The organism is Pseudomonas sp. 22189, assembly GCF_052045635.1.
Lineage (GTDB): Bacteria > Pseudomonadota > Gammaproteobacteria > Pseudomonadales > Pseudomonadaceae > Aquipseudomonas > Aquipseudomonas parakoreensis.
On sequence record NZ_JBQEPG010000019.1, the window covers coordinates 48,829 to 69,158 of the forward strand.

The window sequence follows — 20,330 nt, forward strand, 5'->3', positions numbered from 1 at the left end:
ATCGGGGATGAATCCCCTCACCACGCAGTCATCACATGCGCAGCAGCATTTTCCACGCACGATTCTGATAAACCGCAATCGCCTGCTGCTTGCGCGCATCGAGCAGTTCGTCAGTGATGGTCGGTTCGTTGGCCAGTTGCGCCAGTTTGTTCAGCTCGCCGTACAGGCGATCCATTTCCGCAATCTCCAGCACGTTGCGCGCGTGGTGCAGCCAGACCTGGATGCGCTCGATGCGCGGCAGTTGCTCGGCCAGATCTTCCGGTTGCTGCTGATAGCGCTGCAATTGCAGGGACGTGGCTTCCTCGCCCAGCAGGCGCGGCAGCCAGCTGTGCAGTTGCGCGGCGCCCTGGCGGTTGCCGCGGGTGTTGCGCTCGGCGGTCCAGGCGCGGGCCAGCAGCCAGCGTGATGCGGTCAGCGAGAACAGGCCCCAGCGCGGGTCTTCCAGTTCTTCGAGGAATTGCTCCGGCGCCGCCTTGCGCACGTCTTCGTCTTCGATGCCGACCTGAACCAGCGGGCGCCAGTCTTCGAGCAATGCGTCCAGCGCCACGCGCAGGTCGTGAGTGGCCGGACGCGGTGCCGCCTGGCCGAGGCTGCTGAGCAGGGCGCGCATTTCGGCGAGGTTCTCGACCCAGTCCTGCAGCAGGCGCCAGTGGCCATTGAAGCGATATTGTTCGGCCAGACGCTGGCTGCTGCCGAGCAAGTGCCAGGCCAATGCGGCGAACGCGTCGTCGAGTGGGGTTTCCGGGGTCAGTTGCGGCGCCGGCAGGCTCAGCGAGTAGCTGTTGGCGTCGTACAGACGGTAGCCGCGCTCGGCCTTGCTGATGTCGCACGGCATCAGGGCCAGGGTTTCGGCCAGTTCGGCGGCCAGTTCCAGCAGTGCGGCCGGCTCGCCTTCGCGCAGTTCCAGTTCCAGCTCGCAGATTTCTTCTTTCTGCTTGCCGACCACCACGTGGCCCAGATCCAGCGCAGCTTCGATGACGACTTTGGCCTTGCCGCGGCCCCAGGCGATTTCCGCACGCTCGCGGACGAAGTCGGTGGTGAAGATCGGCTTCAGGGTTTTCTTGTCCAGCTCGGCCAGTGACTCGGGCCAGCATTCGCCGTCGAGTTTCTTCACGTCGAGCTTGGCTTTGGGCAACTTCCAGTCGTATTCATTACGCTCGGACAGACCGGCAACGCTCTGGCCGCGGGTCTTGAGGGTCTGAATCACTTCGTCACCGTCCTTGCGCAGGCGCAGGGCGACTTTGGCCTGGGCCAGGTCGCGCTCGGGGGTGTCGAAGTACTGGTTCATCAACTCACGGCGTTCCCAGCCATTTTTGTTGCGTTTTTTCAGTAGCGGGTGCTCGCGCAGGGCAGCGAGGGTTTCGCGGCTGACGCGGAGTTTGATTTCGGTTTCTTTCTGCATGGCCGGAAAATCCAGGATCGGGAGCGCAGCCGGGGGAATGTGTGGCTGCCAAGGCCGTGCAGTGTACAGGACTCAAACTTCCTACGCCCTGCGGCGGTTTATTCCTGGCGCCGGATGGCTCTATGATGGACTTCAAATCGGAGTTGGAGTCAGCGATGCCTTTGCCGTCCATGCAAGACCAGTTCGCTGCACTGATCGCCGTACCGTCGGTCAGTTGCACCCAACCGGGCCTGGATCAGTCCAACCGGGCGGTGATCGATTTGCTCGCCGGCTGGCTGGGTGATCTGGGCTTCAGCTGCGATATCCAGCAGGTCAGCCCCGGCAAATTCAACCTGCTCGCCAGTTACGGCAGCGGCCCCGGCGGTCTGGTGCTGGCCGGGCACAGCGATACCGTGCCTTATGACGATGCGCTGTGGCAGACCGATCCGCTGAAGCTTACCGAAGTTGACGGCCGCTGGGTCGGGCTGGGCAGTTGCGACATGAAGGGCTTTTTCGCGCTGATCATCGAGGCCGTGCAGCCGCTGCTCGATCAACCGTTCAAGCAACCGCTGCTGATCCTCGCCACCTGTGATGAAGAGAGCTCGATGTCCGGTGCCCGGGCGCTGGCCGAGGCCGGCAAGCCACTGGGCCGTGCGGCGGTGATCGGCGAGCCGACCGGGCTCAAGCCGATCCGCATGCACAAGGGCATCATGATGGAGCGCATCGATATCCTCGGGCAGAGCGGCCATTCGTCGGATCCGCGTTTGGGGCACAGTGCCCTCGAAGCGATGCACGATGCCATCGGCGAGCTGCGCGGTTTGCGCCTGTTGTGGCAGCGTGAATTCAACAATCCGCAGTTCAGCGTGCCGCAACCGACCATGAACTTTGGTTGTATTCATGGCGGCGACAACCCGAATCGCATCTGTGGCCAGTGTTCGCTGGAGTTCGACCTGCGTCCGTTGCCGGGCATGGACCCGAAAGTGCTGCGTGCGGAGATCCTGCGCAAGCTCAATCCCGTGGCCGAGCGGCACCAGGTGAAGATCGATTACAAACCGTTGTTCCCAGAAGTACCGCCGTTCGAACAGGCCGAAGACGCCGAATTGGTGCGCATCGCCGAAAAGCTCACCGGCCATCGTGCCGAAACAGTGGCGTTTGGCACCGAAGCGCCTTATCTTCAGCGCCTTGGCTGCGAAACCATCGTGCTCGGCCCCGGCGACATCGCCTGTGCCCACCAGCCCGGCGAATACCTCGAAATGTCACGTTTGCAGCCTACCGTGCATCTATTGCGGCAGTTGGTTGAACATTACTGCCTGAAGAATTGAACACATCCCTTGTAGGCGCTGCCGAAGGCTCGGGCCGCGTTCGGACGATCTTTTGATCTTGTCTCTTAAAAACAAAGTCAAAAGATCGCAGCCTGCGGCAGCTCCTACAGGGGAAGACGTTAAATTAGTGGGAATCCAACCCGTATTCATGAGGAGAACGCGCGTGTCGCCAAGCCTGTTCCGACGATAACCATCAGCCCGCTGTGCGTTTTCCGTTTCGCCCTTTTTTCCGGCTGCTATTTATTACAGGCCCAGGTTCATGCCCGAATACGTCAATTGGCTTCGTCACGCGTCCCCTTACATCAACGCTCACCGCGACTGCACGTTCGTCGTCATGCTGCCCGGCGACGGTGTGGAGCATCCGAACTTCGGCAACATCGTCCACGACCTGGTGCTGTTGCACAGCCTCGGCGTGCGTCTGGTGCTGGTCCACGGTTCGCGTCCGCAGATTGAAACCCGCCTCGCCGCTCGCGGCCTGACCCCGCACTATCACCACGGCATGCGCATCACCGATGCGGCAACCCTGGAATGTGTGATCGACGCGGTCGGTCAGTTGCGCATCGCCATCGAAGCGCGGCTGTCGATGGACATGGCCTCGTCGCCGATGCAGGGCTCGCGTCTGCGGGTGGCCAGCGGCAACTTGGTTACAGCGCGGCCGATCGGCGTGCTCGAGGGTGTCGACTATCACCACACCGGCGAAGTGCGCCGGGTCGACCGCAAAGGCATCAATCGCCTGCTCGACGAGCGCTCGATCGTGCTGCTGTCGCCGCTGGGCTACTCGCCGACCGGGGAAATCTTCAACCTCGCCTGCGAAGACGTCGCCACCCGCGCCGCCATCGACCTCGGTGCCGACAAACTGTTGCTGTTCGGCGCCGACCTCGGTCTGATCGACGAAAACGGCAAACTGGTGCGCGAACTGCGTCCGCAACAAGTACCTGCGCATCTGGCGCGTCTGGGCAACAACTATCAGGCCGAACTGCTGGATGCCGCCGCCGAGGCCTGCCGTGGCGGTGTCGCGCGCAGCCATATCGTCAGCTATGCCGAGGACGGTGCACTGCTGACCGAACTGTTCACCCGCGATGGTGGCGGTACGCTGGTCGCTCAGGAGCAATTCGAATTGGTGCGCGAGGCGGCGATTGAAGACGTCGGCGGTTTGCTCGACCTGATCAGCCCACTGGAAGAGCAGGGGATTCTGGTGCGTCGCTCGCGCGAAGTGCTGGAGCGCGAAATCGAGCAGTTCAGTGTGGTTGAGCGTGAAGGGATGATCATTGCTTGTGCGGCGCTGTACCAGATTGCCGATTCGGACGCCGGTGAACTGGCGTGCCTGGCGGTGAATCCGGAGTACCGCCATGGTGGTCGCGGCGATGAGCTGCTGGAGCGCATCGAGACCCGTGCCCGGGCGCAAGGGTTGAAAACCCTGTTCGTCCTCACCACCCGTACCGCGCACTGGTTCCGCGAACGTGGCTTCGAGCCTAGCAGCGTCGAGCGCCTGCCGGCGGCGCGGGCGTCGCTGTACAACTATCAGCGCAATTCGAAGATCTTCGAAAAGACCCTCTGAAGATTAGCGAAGGACTTTTGTGGCGAGGGGATTCATCCCCGATGGGCCGCGCAGCGGCCCCCGCTTTAGCAAAAGCAGGGGACTGCTGCGCAGTCCATCGGGGATGAATCCCCTCGCCACCTATTCAATTGTTTTCGGTTACAAACTTCGCACTGACGTACGGCGAGTAGTCCGGCAGCACCGTCTCGACCTTGCCTTGTTCCTTCAAAAACTTCGCCGTCTCACCTATCGCCTTGGCCGTGCCGCCATCCAGCAGTGCGGTGGTTTGCTGCGCCTTGGCATCCGGGAAGGCCGACCCGGCCAGCAGCTCCGGTACGTCGGCCGCATTGGCACCGGTCAATTTGGCGATTTTCTGCACCGGCGCCGAGTCCGCCGTCCAGCTGTCTTTATGGCTGGCGTAATCGGCAAATGCGTCTAGAGTGACCTTGGCAAACTTGGCCACCACCTCAGGGTGCTTCTCGGCGTAGTCCTTGCGCGCGACCCAGACTTCGAAGGTCGGTGCGCCCCATTGGCCGACTTGTGCGGCATCGGTCAGGGTCTTGCCGGTCTTGCGGATTTCCCCCAGCGCCGGCGACCAGACAAACGCGCCATCTATATCTCCACGCTTCCACGCCGCTGCGATTTCTGCGGGCTGCAGGTTCACCACTTTGACTTTCGAGGTGTCCAGGCCCCAGTGCTTGAGTGCGCCGAGCAAGCTGTAGTGGGAGGTGGAAACGAAAGGCGTGGCGATGGTCTTGCCGACCAGATCCTGCGGGGTATTGATCCCGCTGCCATTGCGCACCACCAGCGCCTCGGCGGCGTTGATCTGCGCTGAAACAATGAAAGCGACGATCGGCAGATTGCGCGAAGCGGCCGCTGCCAGAGGGCTGGAGCCAAGGTTGCCGATCTGTACGTCGCCTGATGCGATGGCTGTCACAACTTCCGGGCCACTGTTGAAGCGACGCCAGTCGATTTTCTCGCCGATGGTCTTCTCGTAGACGCCGTCGGCCTGAGGGACTTTGCTCGGGTCGATACCGGTTTGATAGCCAACAGTGAGGTTGGCGGCATGGGCGGAAAAAGAAATCAGCGCTGATACACAAACTGTAACAAATTGACTAGATAGTGCGCGTTTGGCCATCATGGCGTCGCCTTTTCGATAGGGTTTGACGAATCGGGGTTGCGCCAAAGCTAATCGATATAAAAAAAGGCTAACAAATACCATTTAGGAATGAGCTTAGTCGCCGATACGCTGTTTCCCGGCGGAGGTGGCACGATACTGGCCATATTTCCAAATGATATGAAAAAGAATGAATAAATTCTTTTTGGGTTTATCAGGAAATCTTTACTCTGCACGGACCAAATCACTGCGATTAGACCTTGGTCGTAGACACACAAGGTTACGATTGACTTGTCAGTCACGGTCTGGCGCTAATCGCGCATCTTAGGATCCAGGGCATCAGACCCCGGGCCAGGAACACAAGAATTAGAAACGAGAGGAGCTTTACATGAACAAGTCCACCTTGGCCCTGGCTGTGGCCGTAGGGGTTTTGGCGCAGCAGGCAGGCGCCGCCGGTTTCATCGAAGACAGCAAAGCTACTTTGGGGCTGCGTAACTTCTACATCAACACCGATAACCGTGACTCCGGCACCAAAGCGGCTGGCGCTCAGAACAAGAACGAAGAATGGGGCCAAGGCTTCGATCTGCGTTTCATCTCCGGTTACACCCAAGGCACCGTAGGCTTCGGTATCGACGCCATCGGCCTGCTGGGCGTGCGCCTGGATTCGGGCGGCGGCACCAACGGTGCAACCTCGACGTCCTACGGTGGCACCGTGTTCCCGAGCAAGTCCAATGGCGAAGCTGTTGATAACTTCTCGAGTCTGGGCCTGACCGCCAAGGCCAAAATCTCTCAGACCGAACTGAAGCTGGGCACGTTGCAGCCGAAGAACCCGGTCATCGTGACCAACGACGGTCGTCTGCTGCCACAAACCTGGCAGGGTGGCCAGATCACTTCCGGCGAGATCAAGGACCTGACTCTGGTCGCTGGTCAGATCGAAGCAGTGAAAGGGCGTAACTCCAGTAACAACGAGAACCTGTCTGTTGGCGGTGCGAACGCTCGCGTGGCCAACAGCAACAAGTTCTACTACGCCGGTGGTGACTACAAAATCACCAAGGACCTCACTGCCCAGTACTACTACGGCAACCTGGAAGACTTCTACAAGCAGCACTTCCTGGGTCTGGTTCATAACTGGGCAATCGGCCCAGGCGTACTGAAGTCTGACTTCCGCTACTTCCACAGCAGCGACGACGGCGCCAACGGCAACACCGCCGCCTACTTCGGCAACGGTAACTACGTCGGCAATGTCAGCGGCAAAGGTCCGATCGACAACAACCTGTACAGCGGCCTGTTCCTGTATACCGTTGAAGGTCACACTTTCGGTGGCGGCTATCAGGTTTCCAACGGCAGCTCCGACTTCCCTTGGCTGAACCAGGGCGACGGTTCGTCGAACTACACCATTACCGACATGCAGATCCAGAAGTTCGGTCGTGCTGGCGAGAAAACCTGGCAAGCACGCTACTCGTATGACTTCGCCAAAGTCGGCCTGCCAGGCCTGACCGCCGGCATGGTCTACCTGCGCGGCAGCGACATCGACACCGTGGGTTCCAACCGTCGTGAGAACGGCAACGGCAACTCCGAGTGGGAACGCGATCTGACCATCGGTTACGTTATTCCTGAAGGCCCGGCCAAGAACCTGGGCTTCATGTGGAAAAACGCTACTTGGCGCAACGACATCCCGGGTCAGCGCGACCAGGACGAAAACCGCCTGATCGTCAGCTACTCGATCCCGCTGCTGTAATAGCGCGCTCAAGCGGCTGATGTAAAAAAGCCCCGTCCGGCATTGCGCCGGACGGGGCTTTTGCATTTTCGGGTCAGGCTCACCCCCGTAAGCCTGTCCCGAAATTTCCCTCTTTTGCAGCTACTCAAGGCCTTCTCGAACCTTGGGGTCGATGTTCGTCGCGATGGCGGCGAGCGTCCAGTGAACGATGTTTAATATTCCTTTAAGTGCTAGATATCTAGTTATTTATTCTTTTTCATGATGGCAAATCCCAAGCTACAGTTGAGTTCTCCAACAACTCATCAGGAGCAGCACCATGAGCCTCAGACTCGGCGACATCGCCCCCGATTTCGAACAGGATTCCAGCGCCGGCAAGATTCGTTTTCACGAGTGGCTGGGCGATAGCTGGGGTGTGCTGTTCTCCCACCCGGCCGACTTCACCCCGGTGTGCACCACCGAGCTGGGCTTCACCGCCAAGCTCAAGGATGAGTTCAGCAAGCGCGGCGTCAAAGCCATTGCGCTGTCGGTGGACCCGGTGGACTCGCACCACAAGTGGATCGAAGACATCAACGAAACCCAGAACACCATCGTCAACTTCCCGATCCTGGCCGATGCCGATCGCAAGGTGTCCGATCTCTATGATCTGATCCACCCGAACGCCAACGACACGCTGACCGTGCGTTCGCTGTTCGTCATCGATCCGAACAAGAAGATCCGCCTGACCATCACCTACCCGGCGAGCACCGGACGCAACTTCCACGAGATCCTGCGGGTGATCGATTCGCTGCAGCTTACCGACAACTACAAGGTGGCCACCCCGGCCAACTGGCAGGACGGTGAGGAGGTGGTGATCGTGCCGTCGCTCAAGGATGAGGAAGAGATCAAGCGGCGCTTCCCCAAAGGCTATCGTGCGGTGAAACCATACCTGCGCCTGACGCCGCAGCCGAATCGTTAAGATCAAAAGATCGCAGCCTGCGGCAGCTCCTACAGGAGTAAGCCGATCCATGTAGGAGCTGCCGTAGGCTGCGATCTTTTGGTGCATCCAAATAGCAGGGGATTTCAGGCCGTTTCGACGGCCTTTTTTTCGCGCGCAGTTTGTTGAAATGTATATCTCCAAAATGCATAACCAAATGAATAAATATGATTTATGGATATATAAATCAGCTGGTAAGGTCACTCCATCGAAGCGAGATCGCAACCCGCGAATCGCCTGTAACGCGCAAGGAATCGTCTGAATGCTGGTCGTCTCTCTCGGTGGCAGTCCCAGCCAGCGCTCCCGTTCCGGGGTGTTGCTGGAGCGCTCGCAACGCTGGTTGCAGGAGCAGGGGGTGGAAGTGGTGAGTTATCAGGTGCGGGACTTCCCGGCCGAAGACTTGCTCCACGCCCGCTTCGACAGCCCGAAGGTGCTCGACCTGCTGGCGCAGATTGAAAACGCCGACGGTCTGCTGATCGCCACGCCGGTGTACAAGGCGTCGTTTTCCGGCGCACTGAAGACCGTGCTCGATCTGCTCCCGGAACGCGCCCTGAACCACAAGATTGTGCTGCCGATGGCCACGGGCGGCAGCATCGCCCACATGCTGGTGGTCGATTACGCCCTCAAGCCCGTGCTGTCGGCATTGAAAGCCCAGGAAATGCTGCAAGGGATTTTTGCCGAGGACAGCCAGATTGCTTACGGCGAAGGCAGTGCCCAGGCGCAACTGGCGCCGGCGCTGGAGCAGCGTCTGCACGAGGCACTGGAGCAGTTTGTCAGTGCCATGGCCCGCCGGCCGAAACCGCTGGAGCCGGGGCTGTTGAATGAACGTTTGTTGAGTGCTCGCTGGAGCATTTAAGCCTTACCCGAATTTGCTCCACTCACCTTACTCAGCCGCTAACGGCCAAGCAGGTGCAGCCAAAACCCAACAGCAAAAAGGAGAGCGCTATGCGCCCTGTATTTTTGCGTCGTGGTCTGGTCGCTCTGTTTGCTGCGGCTGTGTCCTTCGGCGCCATTACTCAAGCTCAGGCCGAGACTCTACGGATCGGTTATCAAAAATACGGCACGCTGGTGCTGCTCAAAGCCAAAGGCACTCTGGAAAAGCGTCTGGCCGCGCAAGGCGTGGACGTGCAATGGACTGAATTCCCCGGCGGCCCGCAACTGCTCGAAGGCCTGAACGTCGGCTCGATCGACTTCGGTGTTACCGGCGAGACCCCACCGGTATTCGCTCAGGCTGCCGGTGCTGACCTGCTCTATGTCGCCTACGAGCCGCCAGCGCCGAACAGCGAAGCGATCCTCGTACCGAAAGACTCGCCGATCAAATCGGTCGCCGATCTGAAGGGCAAGAAAGTCGCGCTGAACAAAGGCTCCAACGTGCACTACCTGCTGGTGCGCGCCCTTGAAGATGCCGGCCTCAAATACGCTGATATCCAGACCGTATTCCTGCCGCCGGCCGATGCCCGCGCCGCGTTCGAACGCGGCAGCGTCGACGCCTGGGTAATCTGGGATCCGTACCAGGCCGCTGCCGAGAAACAGCTGCAAGCGCACACCCTGCGTGACGGCAAAGGCATCGTCGACAACCATCAGTTCTACCTCGCGACCAAACCCTACGCGCAGAAAAATCCCGAGGTGATCAAGACCCTCGTCGAAGAAGTGCGCGCCGTGGGCGAGTGGTCCAAAGCCAATCCTGAAGACGTGACCCAACAGGTCGCGCCACTGCTCGGCCTGCCGGCGGACATCACCCTGACCTCGGTGAAACGCCAAGGCTACGGTGCGCTGTTCCTGACCCCGGACGTGGTCGCCGCGCAACAGAAAATCGCCGACACCTTCTACCAGCTCAAGCTGATTCCCAAGCCGTTGAGCATCAAGGACGTGATCTGGACACCACCGGCCGCTGTGGCCCAAAGCTCGGTTACCCAAGCCCAGTAAATCGAATTTCCAAGGAGACCACTCCATGAGCCTTAATATCTTCTGGTTCCTGCCTACCCACGGCGACGGCCATTACCTTGGCACCGCCGAAGGCGCCCGCGCCGTTGACCACGGTTATCTGCAACAGGTCGCGCAAGCGGCGGATCGTCTGGGTTTTGGCGGCGTGCTGATTCCCACCGGCCGTTCGTGCGAAGACTCGTGGCTGGTGGCCGCGTCGCTGATCCCGGTGACCCAGCGTCTGAAATTCCTTGTCGCCCTGCGCCCCGGGATCATTTCCCCGACGGTGGCCGCGCGGCAGGCAGCGACCCTGGATCGTCTGTCCGGCGGGCGTGCGCTGTTCAACCTGGTGACCGGTGGCGACCCGGAAGAATTGGCCGGTGATGGTCTGTTCCTCGATCACGAAGCGCGTTATCAGGCTTCGGTGGAATTCACCCGCATCTGGCGTCGCGTGCTGGAAGGCGAAACCGTCGATTACGACGGCGAACACATCAGCGTGAAGGGCGCCAAACTGCTCTATCCGCCGATCCAGCAACCGCGTCCGCCGCTGTACTTCGGTGGCTCTTCGGAAGCAGCGCAGGATCTGGCTGCCGAACAGGTCGAGATGGTCCTGACCTGGGGCGAGCCGCCAGCGGCGGTGGCCGAGAAGATCGAGCAGGTGCGCGCCAAAGCCGCCAGGCTCGGACGTACCGTGCGATTCGGTATTCGTCTGCATGTGATCGTGCGCGAAACCAACGCCGAAGCCTGGCAAGCAGCCGACCGGCTGATCTCGCATCTGGACGACGACACCATCAAACGTGCGCAAGCATCGCTGGCGCGCTTCGACTCGGTTGGTCAGCAACGCATGGCCGCGCTGCACGGCGGCAGTCGCGACAACCTCGAAGTCAGCCCGAACCTGTGGGCCGGCGTCGGTCTGGTGCGCGGCGGCGCCGGTACCGCGCTGGTCGGCGATGGTCCGACCGTGGCCGCCCGCGTGAAGGAGTACGCGGATTTGGGGATCGATACGTTCATCTTCTCCGGTTATCCACACCTCGAAGAGTCGTACCGCGTCGCTGAGCTGCTGTTCCCGCACCTCGACATCGAGCGTCCGGAGCTGCCGAAAAGCGCCGGTTATGTCAGCCCGTTCGGCGAGATGGTGGCTAACGACATTCTTCCCAAAGCCGCGTCGCAGAGCTGAGGCGCGCCATGAAGAAACTTATCCACAACCTCGCGCCCTGGGCGTTGCCGGTGCTGTTGCTGGCGGTGTGGCAGTTGTCGGTGTCGGCCGGTTGGTTGTCGACGCGGATTCTGCCGGCACCGGTGGCGGTGATCGAGGCCGGTGTCAGCCTGGTGCGCAGCGGCGAAATCTGGACGCACCTGGCAATCAGCGGCTGGCGCGCGGCGCTGGGCTTCACCATCGGTGGCAGCATCGGCCTGGTGCTGGGCTTCATCACCGGCCTGTCGAAGTGGGGCGAACGCCTGCTCGACAGCTCGGTGCAGATGATCCGCAACGTGCCGCACCTAGCGCTGATTCCACTGGTGATCCTGTGGTTCGGCATCGACGAGTCGGCGAAGATTTTTCTGGTCGCATTGGGCACGTTGTTCCCGATCTACCTCAACACCTATCACGGCATCCGCAACGTCGACCCGGCGCTGGTGGAAATGGCGCGCAGTTATGGTCTGTCCGGTTTCAGTTTGTTCTGGCAGGTGATTCTGCCGGGGGCACTGCCTTCGATTCTGGTCGGCGTGCGCTTTGCGCTGGGCTTCATGTGGCTGACGCTGATCGTTGCCGAAACCATTTCCGCCAGCTCCGGCATCGGCTATCTGGCGATGAATGCCCGGGAGTTTTTGCAGACCGATGTGGTGGTGCTGGCGATCCTGCTTTACGCGGTGCTCGGCAAACTCGCCGACCTCGCGGCCCGTGGACTTGAACGTGTGTGGTTGCGCTGGCACCCGGCTTATCAGGTTGCCAAGGGAGGTGCGGCATGACCGCTCAACAACCTCCACGCCTGCTGCGCGGGATTCCGCTGGTGGTGCGCAACCTGCAGAAAACCTTTGGTGCGCGGCAGGTGCTGCGCGACATCGACCTGCACATTCCAGCGGGGCAATTCGTCGCCGTGGTCGGGCGCAGCGGGTGCGGCAAGAGCACCTTCCTGCGCTTGCTCGCCGGCCTCGATCAACCGACTGGCGGCGACCTGTTGGCCGGTGCCGCACCGCTGAGCGATGCGCGCGAAGACACCCGGCTGATGTTCCAGGAAGCACGGCTGCTGCCGTGGAAAAAGATCATCGACAACGTTGGCCTCGGCCTTAACGGCAACTGGCGCCCGCAAGCGCTTGAAGCGCTGGAAGCGGTGGGTCTGGCCGATCGTGCCAACGAATGGCCGGCCGCCTTGTCCGGTGGGCAGAAGCAGCGTGTGGCGCTGGCCCGGGCGCTGATTCATCAGCCGCGCCTGCTGCTGCTCGACGAGCCACTGGGTGCGCTGGATGCGCTGACCCGGATCGAGATGCAGCAACTGATCGAACGACTCTGGCAACAGCATGGGTTTACCGTGCTGCTGGTGACCCATGACGTCAGCGAAGCGGTGGCGATTGCCGATCGGGTGATTCTGATCGAGGACGGCGAAGTCGGCCTCGACCTGCCAGTGGAGTTGCCACGTCCGCGCGTGCGCGGATCGCATCGACTGGCGGCGCTGGAAACCGAAGTGCTCAACCGTGTTCTCTCCCTGCCTGGCGAACCGCCGGAGCCGGAACCTGTTTCACCACTGCCTACGCAATTGCGCTGGGCTCAATAACTCAAGTTACCTCCAACGACAGGAATCAAAGCCATGACTATCAAAGCCATCAACGTGCGCAACCAGTTCAAAGGCTCGATCAAGGAGATCGTTCTCGGCGACGTGCTGTCGGAAATCGACGTGCAGACCGCTTCCGGCATCGTCACTTCGGTGATCACCACCCGCTCGGTCAAGGAGCTGGAACTGGCGGTGGGCAGCGAAGTGATCGCCTTTGTGAAATCCACCGAGGTGTCGATCGCCAAGTTGTAAGCCAGTGAGTAAAAAACAACCCCGAAAGGCGTGAGCCCTTCGGGGTTTTTCTTTTTGAAGATCAAAAGATCGCAGCCTTCGGCAGCTCCTACAAGGGAATGCGCGCCTGTAGGAGCTGCCGAAGGCTGCGATCTTTTAGCGTTTAGGCAGATAAGGCGGCAGATACAACCCGAGATAGGCATCAAACACCCGCATCCCTTCCTCGGCCATGCGCGGTGTGATCTGCCCGTGTTGCTGTACCGAACGTGCATACACGCGGTCGCCCAGTTCCATCGCCAGCGCAAACACATCGACATCGCTCGGCAGGCGCGGCAATTCGAAGTGATGGTCGAACAGCTTGTGCATCAGGTCGCCCAGTTCTATGTCGTGCTGGCGGTCGGCCTGGGTCACTTCGGTCAGGCCGTGCTGGGCGAGGATCAACTGGCGGGCCGCAGCGTCTTCGTCGTAGATCTCCAGCATCCGCTCCTCGACCAGCCGCGACAGGTCACGCCAGTCGCGCAGGGCATCGTGGTCGATCGGCGCTTGCAGGCAGGCGCGAAACGCCGCATGCACGTCGGCGGTCAGCGCTTCGAGCAGTGCCGGGACGCTGGCGAAGAAGTGGTACACGGAGGAGGGCGGAATCTGCGCGCGTTCGGCGACGCTGTAGATCGACAGACTGGCCACCCCCTCGGCGGCCAGCAGCGTGCGCGCGGCGTCGAGTATCGAATCGATGCGCGCCTGGCTGCGGGCACGGGGTTTGCGGACGGGGGCGGGACGCGTCATGGAAGTCTCCTGCGGGGCAGCGAGCATTGTACGAGCCGGGTTCGATGTTGTCTGCCCGGACGCCATCGCTGGCAAGCCAGCTCCCACAAGGAATGTTTTTGTACTTGGAATCTATGCTCGACGAAGAGCATGTGGGAGCTGGCTTGCCAGCGATCCGCCGCAGGCGGCCCTTCACACCAAACACAGGGGTTTGTGTTCTGCCATAAAAAAACGCTGCGGGCTGTAATGGCCGGCAGCGTTTTTTATTCCTGCAAACCGCTTAAACGGTATGCAGATACCAGTTGTACTCAAGGTCGGAGATGGAGTGTTCGAACTCCTCCAGCTCGCTTTCCTTGCAGGCGACGAAGATATCGATGTATTTCGGATCGATGTACTTGGCCATCACCTCGCTGTCGTCCAGCTCACGCAGGGCATCGCGCAAGTTGTTCGGCAGGCTTTGCTCGTTCTGCTCGTAGCTGTTGCCTTCGACCGGAGCGCCCGGTTCGATCTTGTTCACCAGACCGTGATGCACACCGGCCAGAACCGAAGCCATCAGCAGGTACGGGTTGGCGTCGGCGCCGGCCACGCGGTGTTCAATCCGCACGGCATCGGCAGAGCCGGTCGGTACGCGGATCGCCACGGTGCGGTTGTCCAGGCCCCAGCACGGCGAGTTCGGTACATAGAACTGCGCGCCGAAGCGACGGTACGAGTTGACGTTCGGGCAGAGGAAAGCCATCTGCGCCGGCAGGGTCTCGAGCACACCGCCGATCGCGTGACGCAGCGCGGCGTTCTGCTCGGGATCCTCGCTTGCAAAGATGTTCTTGCCATCTTTGTCGAGCACCGAGATGTGGACATGCAGACCGTTACCGGCCTGGCCCGGATAGGGCTTGGCCATGAAGGTGGTGTCCATTTCATGGTCGTAGGCGATGTTCTTGATCAGACGCTTGAGCAGCACCGCGTAGTCGCACGCCTTGATCGGGTCGGCGACGTGGTGCAGGTTCACTTCGAACTGCGCCGGAGCACTTTCCTTGACGATGGCGTCGGCCGGGATGCCTTGTTCTTTGGCGCCTTCCAGAATGTCCTGGAGGCAGTCGACGTATTCGTCGAGGTCGTCGATCAGGTAGACCTGAGTCGAGTGCGGGCGTTTGCCGGAAATCGGCGAGCGTGGCGGCTGAGGGCGGCCGTTCACGTTTTCCTGGTCAATCAGGTAGAACTCCAGCTCGAAGGCTGCGCAGATGGTCAAGCCGAGCTCGTCAAACTTTGCAACAACTTGACGGAGCACTTCGCGCGGATCGGCGAAGAACGGGTCGCCTTCGAGTTCGTGCATGGTCATCAACAATTGCGCGGTCGGGCGCTTCTGCCATGGCTCGTTGCACAGGGTATCGGGGATTGGATAGCAGATCCGGTCGGCGTCGCCGATGTCCAGACCCAGGCCGGTGCTTTCCACCGTCGAACCATTGATATCCAGAGCAAATAGAGAGGCCGGCAGGTTGATGCCTTTCTCGTAAACCTTGTGGAGGCTGGTGCGTTCGATGCGCTTGCCGCGCACCACACCATTCATATCCGCAATCAGAAGGTCAACGTACAGAACCTCAGGATGTTCCTTAAGGAACGCGTTCGCTTCGTTAAGCTGAACGGCACGCGGGGGTACCGACATGATGCAACACCTTTGTTGTTAAAAATATCAATCATTGATCTTTTCTGGTTTCAGTCAACCCGAACGGCATGCCGAAGTCAAGCGAGGCCTTTTTTGCCCTAAAAAAGCGCTGCAAGGGCATTTATGGGGCACTTTGGGGCAGTTTTTTGTCCTTGGGACGCTTGGCACCCGCGGGCTTGAGCAGGCCGTGTTGTATTTTTTACGGGGGTGTTGTGTAAAAAAATGAACAAGGCTAAGCTCCGATCAAACCCATAACAGCAATAATACCGGGGTGCTTCATGTCTCGCCTGCCGTTAATCGGCATCACCGACTGCTCGCAACAGTCCGGTCTGCATGCTCAACACATCAGTGGCGACCAATCCGTCCGTGGTGCAGCCCGCAAGGCTCGCGGGCTGTCGACGATGTCCTCGTCCGCATCAGGCCAAACGGCAGCGTCCGTTATTCTGGACGTACGGCAAAGCATTCTGTTTATGGCGTCTTCCTTCAATATAGATCCCTTTGAGTCCCAAAGCCTGTGCCGCTCCCAAAGCCGTGCTCATGATTCTGCACGCCTTGAATGTGCACAGGAAATGCAACGCCAGCGTAAAGGGCAGGTAAGCTCCTCTTTCATTGTCGATGCGCGGTGCCAGGCGTAAGCCGGCACTGCGCGCAAGCAAGCCCCCTTTAACGCGACGCCACGGCGTCAAACTTTGCCTGACACGATGTCAGGAGACTCAGCCCAGAGGCATTTATGAGTAACAACCTCGACCAGCTCACCGATTGGTTGAAAGACCACAAGATCACAGAAGTCGAATGCATGATCGGCGACTTGACCGGTATCACCCGGGGCAAGATCTCGCCGACCAACAAATTCATCGCCGAGAAGGGCATGCGCCTGCCGGAAAGCGTGCTGTTGCAGACCGTGACCGGCGACTACGTCGAAGACGACATCTATTACGAACTGCTCGACCCGGCCGACATCGACATGATCTGCCGCCCCGACCAGAACGCCGTGTACCTGGTGCCATGGGCCATCGAGCCGACCGCCCAGGTGATCCACGACACCTACGACAAGCAAGGCAACCCGATCGAGCTGTCGCCGCGCAACGTGCTCAAGAAAGTCCTGAAACTCTACGCCGACAAGGGCTGGCAGCCGATCGTGGCGCCGGAGATGGAGTTCTACCTGACCAAGCGCAGTGACGATCCCGACTATCCGCTGCAGCCGCCTATCGGCCGCTCGGGCCGTCCGGAAATCGGGCGTCAGTCGTTCTCCATCGAAGCGGCGAACGAATTCGACCCGCTGTTCGAAGACGTCTACGACTGGTGCGAACTGCAGGAGCTGGACCTCGACACGCTGATCCACGAAGACGGCACGGCACAGATGGAAATCAACTTCCGTCACGGCGATGCACTGTCGCTGGCCGACCAGATCCTGGTGTTCAAACGCACCATGCGCGAAGCCGCGCTCAAGCACGACGTGGCCGCCACCTTCATGGCCAAGCCGATGACCGGCGAGCCGGGCAGTGCGATGCACCTGCACCAAAGCATCATCGACATCGAGACCGGCAAGAACGTGTTCTCCAATGAAGACGGGACCATGAGCCAGCTGTTCCTGCACCACATCGGTGGCCTGCAGAAACTGATCCCGGAATTGCTCCCGCTGTTCGCGCCGAACGTCAACTCGTTCCGCCGCTTCCTGCCGGACACTTCGGCGCCGGTGAACGTGGAGTGGGGCGAAGAGAACCGCACCGTGGGCCTGCGCGTCCCGGATGCCGGCCCGCAGAACCGCCGCGTGGAAAACCGCCTGCCGGGCGCCGACGCCAACCCGTACCTGGCGATTGCCGCGAGCCTGCTCTGCGGTTACATCGGTATGGTCGAGGGGCTGAACCCGAGCGCGCCGGTGGTCGGTCGCGGCTACGAACGCCGCAACCTGCGCCTGCCGCTGACCATCGAAGACGCGCTGGAGCGTATGGAAAACAGCGCAACCATCGAGAAATACCTGGGCAAGACCTTCATCACCGGCTACGTCGCGGTCAAGCGGGCCGAGCATGAAAACTTCAAGCGCGTGATCAGTTCCTGGGAGCGTGAGTACCTGCTCTTCGCCGTCTGATACGCCGGGCGCGGCTGGCAGCAGCCGCGCCTTCACCGATAACAAGGAGAATTGGCATGACCAGCAACAACCCGCAAACCCGTGAATGGCAAGCCCTCAGCAGCGAACACCACCTGGCCCCGTTCAGCGACTTCAAGCAGCTGAAAGAAAAGGGCCCACGGATCATCACCAACGCCAAGGGCGTGTACCTGTGGGACAGCGAGGGCAACAAGATCCTCGATGGCATGGCGGGTCTGTGGTGCGTGGCGATCGGTTATGGCCGCGATGAGCTGGCGGACGCTGCCGCCAAACAGATGCGCGAACTGCCTTACTACAACCTGTTCTTCCAGACCGCGCACCCGCCGGCGCTGGAACTGGCCAAGGCCATCGCCGACGTGGCGCCTGAAGGCATGAACCATGTGTTCTTCACCGGCTCCGGCTCCGAAGGCAACGACACCATGCTGCGCATGGTTCGCCACTACTGGGCGATCAAGGGCCAGCCGAACAAGAAAGTCATCATCAGCCGCAAGAACGGTTACCACGGTTCCACCGTGGCCGGCGCGAGCCTGGGTGGCATGACCTATATGCACGAGCAGGGCGACTTGCCGATTCCGGGCATCGTCCACATCGCCCAGCCGTACTGGTTCGCCGAGGGCGGCGACATGTCGCCGGAAGAGTTCGGCATCTGGGCCGCCAATCAGCTGGAAGAGAAGATTCTTGAAGTCGGCGTGGACAACGTCGGCGCCTTCATTGCCGAGCCGATCCAGGGCGCCGGCGGCGTGATCATTCCGCCTGATACCTACTGGCCGCGCATCAAGGAAATCCTCGCCAAGTACGACATTCTGTTCGTCGCTGATGAGGTGATCTGCGGTTTCGGCCGTACCGGCGAGTGGTTCGGTTCGGATTTCTACGACCTGAAACCGGACATGATGACCATCGCCAAAGGCCTGACCTCCGGTTACATCCCGATGGGTGGCCTGATCGTCCGTGACGATGTGGTGAAGGTGCTCAACGAAGGTGGCGACTTCAACCACGGCTTCACCTACTCCGGGCACCCGGTGGCGGCAGCGGTGGGTCTGGAAAACATCCGGATTCTGCGCGACGAGAAAATTATCGAGAACGCGCACAACGAAACGGCACCGTATTTGCAGAAACGTCTGCGCGAACTCAACGACCACCCGTTGGTGGGCGAAGTGCGTGGCGTCGGTTTGCTGGGGGCGATCGAGCTGGTGCAGGACAAGGCCACTCGCAAGCGTTACGAAGGCCGGGGCGTGGGCATGATCTGCCGGCAGTTCTGCTTCGATAACGGCCTGATCATGCGCGCCGTGGGCGACACCATGATCATTGCGCCGCCGCTGGTGATCAGCAAGGCGGAGATCGATGAACTGGTGACCAAGGCACGCAAGTGCCTGGACCTGACCCTCAGTGCGTTGCAAGCCTAAGTGCTAGGCTTCGAGCGGGGGAGCTGCGGCGCTCTCGCTCGAAGGTGTCAGAAAGGTGGGCCTTTTCTTGAAAGACCGCCTCCGATCTTGCCAGACTAGCCGCAGTTCCAGTTGTCGGGGTTCGGCCGCTGAACAAAGTGGTTCAAAAAAGAAAAATTTGGAGCATGACGCATGAAGGCATTAGGTAAAAAGCTTGCTGGCAAGACTCTTCTCGCGCTGTCCGTCGCGGGCATGATGGCGGGTGCGGTTCACGCGGACGACAAGGTACTGCATGTTTACAACTGGTCCGACTACATCGCTCCGGACACCATTGCCAACTTCGAGAAAGAGTCCGGGATCAAAGTCGTTTACGACGTATTCGACAGTAACGAAACCCTGGAAGCCAAACTGCTGGCGGGCAAATCCGGTTACGACGTCGTTGTGCCGTCGAACAACTTCCTGGCCAAGCAGATCAAGGCCGGTGTTTATCAGGAGCTGGACCAGTCCAAGCTGCCTAACTGGAAAAACCTGAACCAGGACCTGCTCAAGGCCGTGTCGGTCAGCGATCCGGGCAACAAGCACGCCTTCCCGTACATGTGGGGTTCGATCGGTATCGGTTACAACCCGGAGAAGGTCAAGGCCGCGCTGGGCGTCGACACCATCGACTCGTGGGACGTGCTGCTCAAGCCGGAAAACATCGCCAAGCTCAAGGGCTGCGGTGTGAGCTTCCTCGATTCGCCGACCGAAATGCTCCCGGTCGCACTGCACTACCTGGGCCTGCCTACCGACACCCAGAAGAAAGAAGACATCAAGAAAGCCGAGGACCTGTTCCTCAAGATTCGTCCTTCGATCACCTACTTCCACTCCTCCAAGTACATCTCGGACCTGGCCAACGGCAACATCTGCGTAGCGGTCGGTTACTCGGGTGACGTGCAGCAGGCCAAGTCCCGTGCCGCCGAGGCCGGTGACAAGGTGAAAGTCAGCTATGCCATTCCGAAAGAAGGCGCTGGCAGCTTCTTCGACATGGTCGCCATCCCTAAAGATGCCGAAAACGTTGAAGGCGCCTACAAGTTCATGACCTTCCTGCAGAAGCCTGAAGTCATGGCCGGCATCACCAACGCCGTACGCTTCCCGAACGGTAACGCTGCTGCGACCGCTCTGGTGGCAAAAGACATCACCAGCGATCCAGGCATTTACCCGCCAGCCGACGTGCAGGCCAAGCTGTATGCGATCGCCGACTTGCCGGCCGCTACCCAGCGCGAAATGACCCGCAGCTGGACCAAGATCAAATCCGGTAAATAAGCCGGTTTGAAGCAGCAACCGCTGGCTGTCGTCGCCACGACGGCGGTCAGCGGATCAATTAAATGACAGAAAGTTTTGCTGGATCGGTTTTTCGAAGGTAAGTTGCGCGCCGGTTTTGTTGCCGGGCAACCGTGACTGTCATGCAGCACGG

17 protein-coding genes are annotated in these 20,330 nt (G+C 60.3%); 13 read left to right on the forward strand and 4 right to left on the reverse strand.

Annotated elements, in window-relative coordinates; genetic code table 11:
* Positions 1–31 precede the first annotated feature (31 nt).
* A complete protein-coding gene (locus ACTJKS_RS19895) occupies positions 32–1,402 on the reverse strand; it encodes a CYTH domain-containing protein (RefSeq protein WP_095668062.1) in 1,371 nt (456 codons plus the stop codon).
* 155 nt (positions 1,403–1,557) lie between these two features.
* Between ACTJKS_RS19895 and argE the strand changes: the two genes are divergently transcribed.
* Both argE and argA read left to right on the forward strand, forming a co-directional pair.
* Positions 1,558–2,703, forward strand: a complete 1,146-nt coding sequence (gene argE, locus ACTJKS_RS19900; RefSeq protein WP_108184446.1) for an acetylornithine deacetylase — start codon at positions 1,558–1,560, stop codon at positions 2,701–2,703.
* 259 nt (positions 2,704–2,962) lie between these two features.
* Entirely contained in the window at positions 2,963–4,261 is a 1,299-nt protein-coding gene (gene argA, locus ACTJKS_RS19905; protein WP_007967974.1) for an amino-acid N-acetyltransferase, read from the forward strand.
* 124 nt (positions 4,262–4,385) lie between these two features.
* On the opposite strand, the gene tauA is transcribed toward argA, so the two are convergent.
* Positions 4,386–5,381, reverse strand: a complete 996-nt coding sequence (gene tauA / locus ACTJKS_RS19910) for a taurine ABC transporter substrate-binding protein (protein ID WP_108184139.1) — start codon at positions 5,379–5,381, stop codon at positions 4,386–4,388.
* 364 nt (positions 5,382–5,745) lie between these two features.
* Here tauA and ACTJKS_RS19915 point away from each other — a divergent pair, with 364 nt between their 5' ends.
* The 8 genes from ACTJKS_RS19915 (at position 5,746) to ACTJKS_RS19950 (ending at position 12,990) form a co-directional block, all read left to right on the forward strand.
* Entirely contained in the window at positions 5,746–7,095 is a 1,350-nt protein-coding gene (locus ACTJKS_RS19915; RefSeq protein ID WP_047297205.1) for an OprD family porin, read from the forward strand.
* Between the two features lie 295 nt (positions 7,096–7,390).
* Positions 7,391–8,029, forward strand: a complete 639-nt coding sequence (locus ACTJKS_RS19920; RefSeq protein ID WP_108184138.1) for a peroxiredoxin — start codon at positions 7,391–7,393, stop codon at positions 8,027–8,029.
* A 280-nt stretch (positions 8,030–8,309) separates the two neighbouring features.
* Entirely contained in the window at positions 8,310–8,903 is a 594-nt protein-coding gene (ssuE, locus tag ACTJKS_RS19925) for an NADPH-dependent FMN reductase (RefSeq protein ID WP_041072109.1), read from the forward strand.
* 89 nt (positions 8,904–8,992) lie between these two features.
* Positions 8,993–9,973 (forward strand): sulfonate ABC transporter substrate-binding protein, encoded by a 981-nt coding sequence (locus ACTJKS_RS19930; RefSeq protein ID WP_108184137.1) that lies wholly within the window; start codon positions 8,993–8,995, stop codon positions 9,971–9,973.
* 25 nt (positions 9,974–9,998) lie between these two features.
* Positions 9,999–11,147, forward strand: a complete 1,149-nt coding sequence (gene ssuD / locus ACTJKS_RS19935) for an FMNH2-dependent alkanesulfonate monooxygenase (protein ID WP_041072113.1) — start codon at positions 9,999–10,001, stop codon at positions 11,145–11,147.
* A gap of 8 nt (positions 11,148–11,155) precedes the next feature.
* Positions 11,156–11,938, forward strand: coding sequence for an aliphatic sulfonate ABC transporter permease SsuC (ssuC, locus tag ACTJKS_RS19940; RefSeq protein WP_086792340.1), 783 nt, complete (start codon positions 11,156–11,158; stop codon positions 11,936–11,938).
* The gene (gene ssuB / locus ACTJKS_RS19945) at positions 11,935–12,741 is read left to right on the forward strand and encodes an aliphatic sulfonates ABC transporter ATP-binding protein (RefSeq protein WP_108184136.1); all 807 of its coding nucleotides are present in this window, start codon (positions 11,935–11,937) and stop codon (positions 12,739–12,741) included. The genes ssuC and ssuB overlap by 4 nt, the downstream gene beginning before the upstream one ends.
* Before the next feature lie 33 nt (positions 12,742–12,774).
* A complete protein-coding gene (locus tag ACTJKS_RS19950; protein ID WP_007967989.1) occupies positions 12,775–12,990 on the forward strand; it encodes a TOBE domain-containing protein in 216 nt (71 codons plus the stop codon).
* A 135-nt stretch (positions 12,991–13,125) separates the two neighbouring features.
* On the opposite strand, the gene ACTJKS_RS19955 is transcribed toward ACTJKS_RS19950, so the two are convergent.
* Together ACTJKS_RS19955 and ACTJKS_RS19960 are read right to left on the reverse strand one after the other, a co-directional pair.
* Entirely contained in the window at positions 13,126–13,752 is a 627-nt protein-coding gene (locus tag ACTJKS_RS19955; RefSeq protein WP_108184135.1) for a TetR/AcrR family transcriptional regulator, read from the reverse strand.
* A 259-nt stretch (positions 13,753–14,011) separates the two neighbouring features.
* Positions 14,012–15,388, reverse strand: coding sequence for a glutamine synthetase family protein (locus ACTJKS_RS19960; RefSeq protein ID WP_003229254.1), 1,377 nt, complete (start codon positions 15,386–15,388; stop codon positions 14,012–14,014).
* 730 nt (positions 15,389–16,118) lie between these two features.
* On the opposite strand from ACTJKS_RS19960, the gene ACTJKS_RS19965 reads away from it, so the two are divergent.
* The 3 genes from ACTJKS_RS19965 to ACTJKS_RS19975 all read left to right on the forward strand — a co-directional run bounded on the left by ACTJKS_RS19965 (position 16,119) and on the right by ACTJKS_RS19975 (position 20,179).
* The gene (locus ACTJKS_RS19965; RefSeq protein ID WP_007967993.1) at positions 16,119–17,477 is read left to right on the forward strand and encodes a glutamine synthetase family protein; all 1,359 of its coding nucleotides are present in this window, start codon (positions 16,119–16,121) and stop codon (positions 17,475–17,477) included.
* A gap of 56 nt (positions 17,478–17,533) precedes the next feature.
* Positions 17,534–18,898 (forward strand): aspartate aminotransferase family protein, encoded by a 1,365-nt coding sequence (locus ACTJKS_RS19970; RefSeq protein WP_086792334.1) that lies wholly within the window; start codon positions 17,534–17,536, stop codon positions 18,896–18,898.
* Between the two features lie 171 nt (positions 18,899–19,069).
* Positions 19,070–20,179, forward strand: a complete 1,110-nt coding sequence (locus ACTJKS_RS19975) for a polyamine ABC transporter substrate-binding protein (RefSeq protein WP_041072121.1) — start codon at positions 19,070–19,072, stop codon at positions 20,177–20,179.
* Positions 20,180–20,330 lie beyond the last annotated feature (151 nt).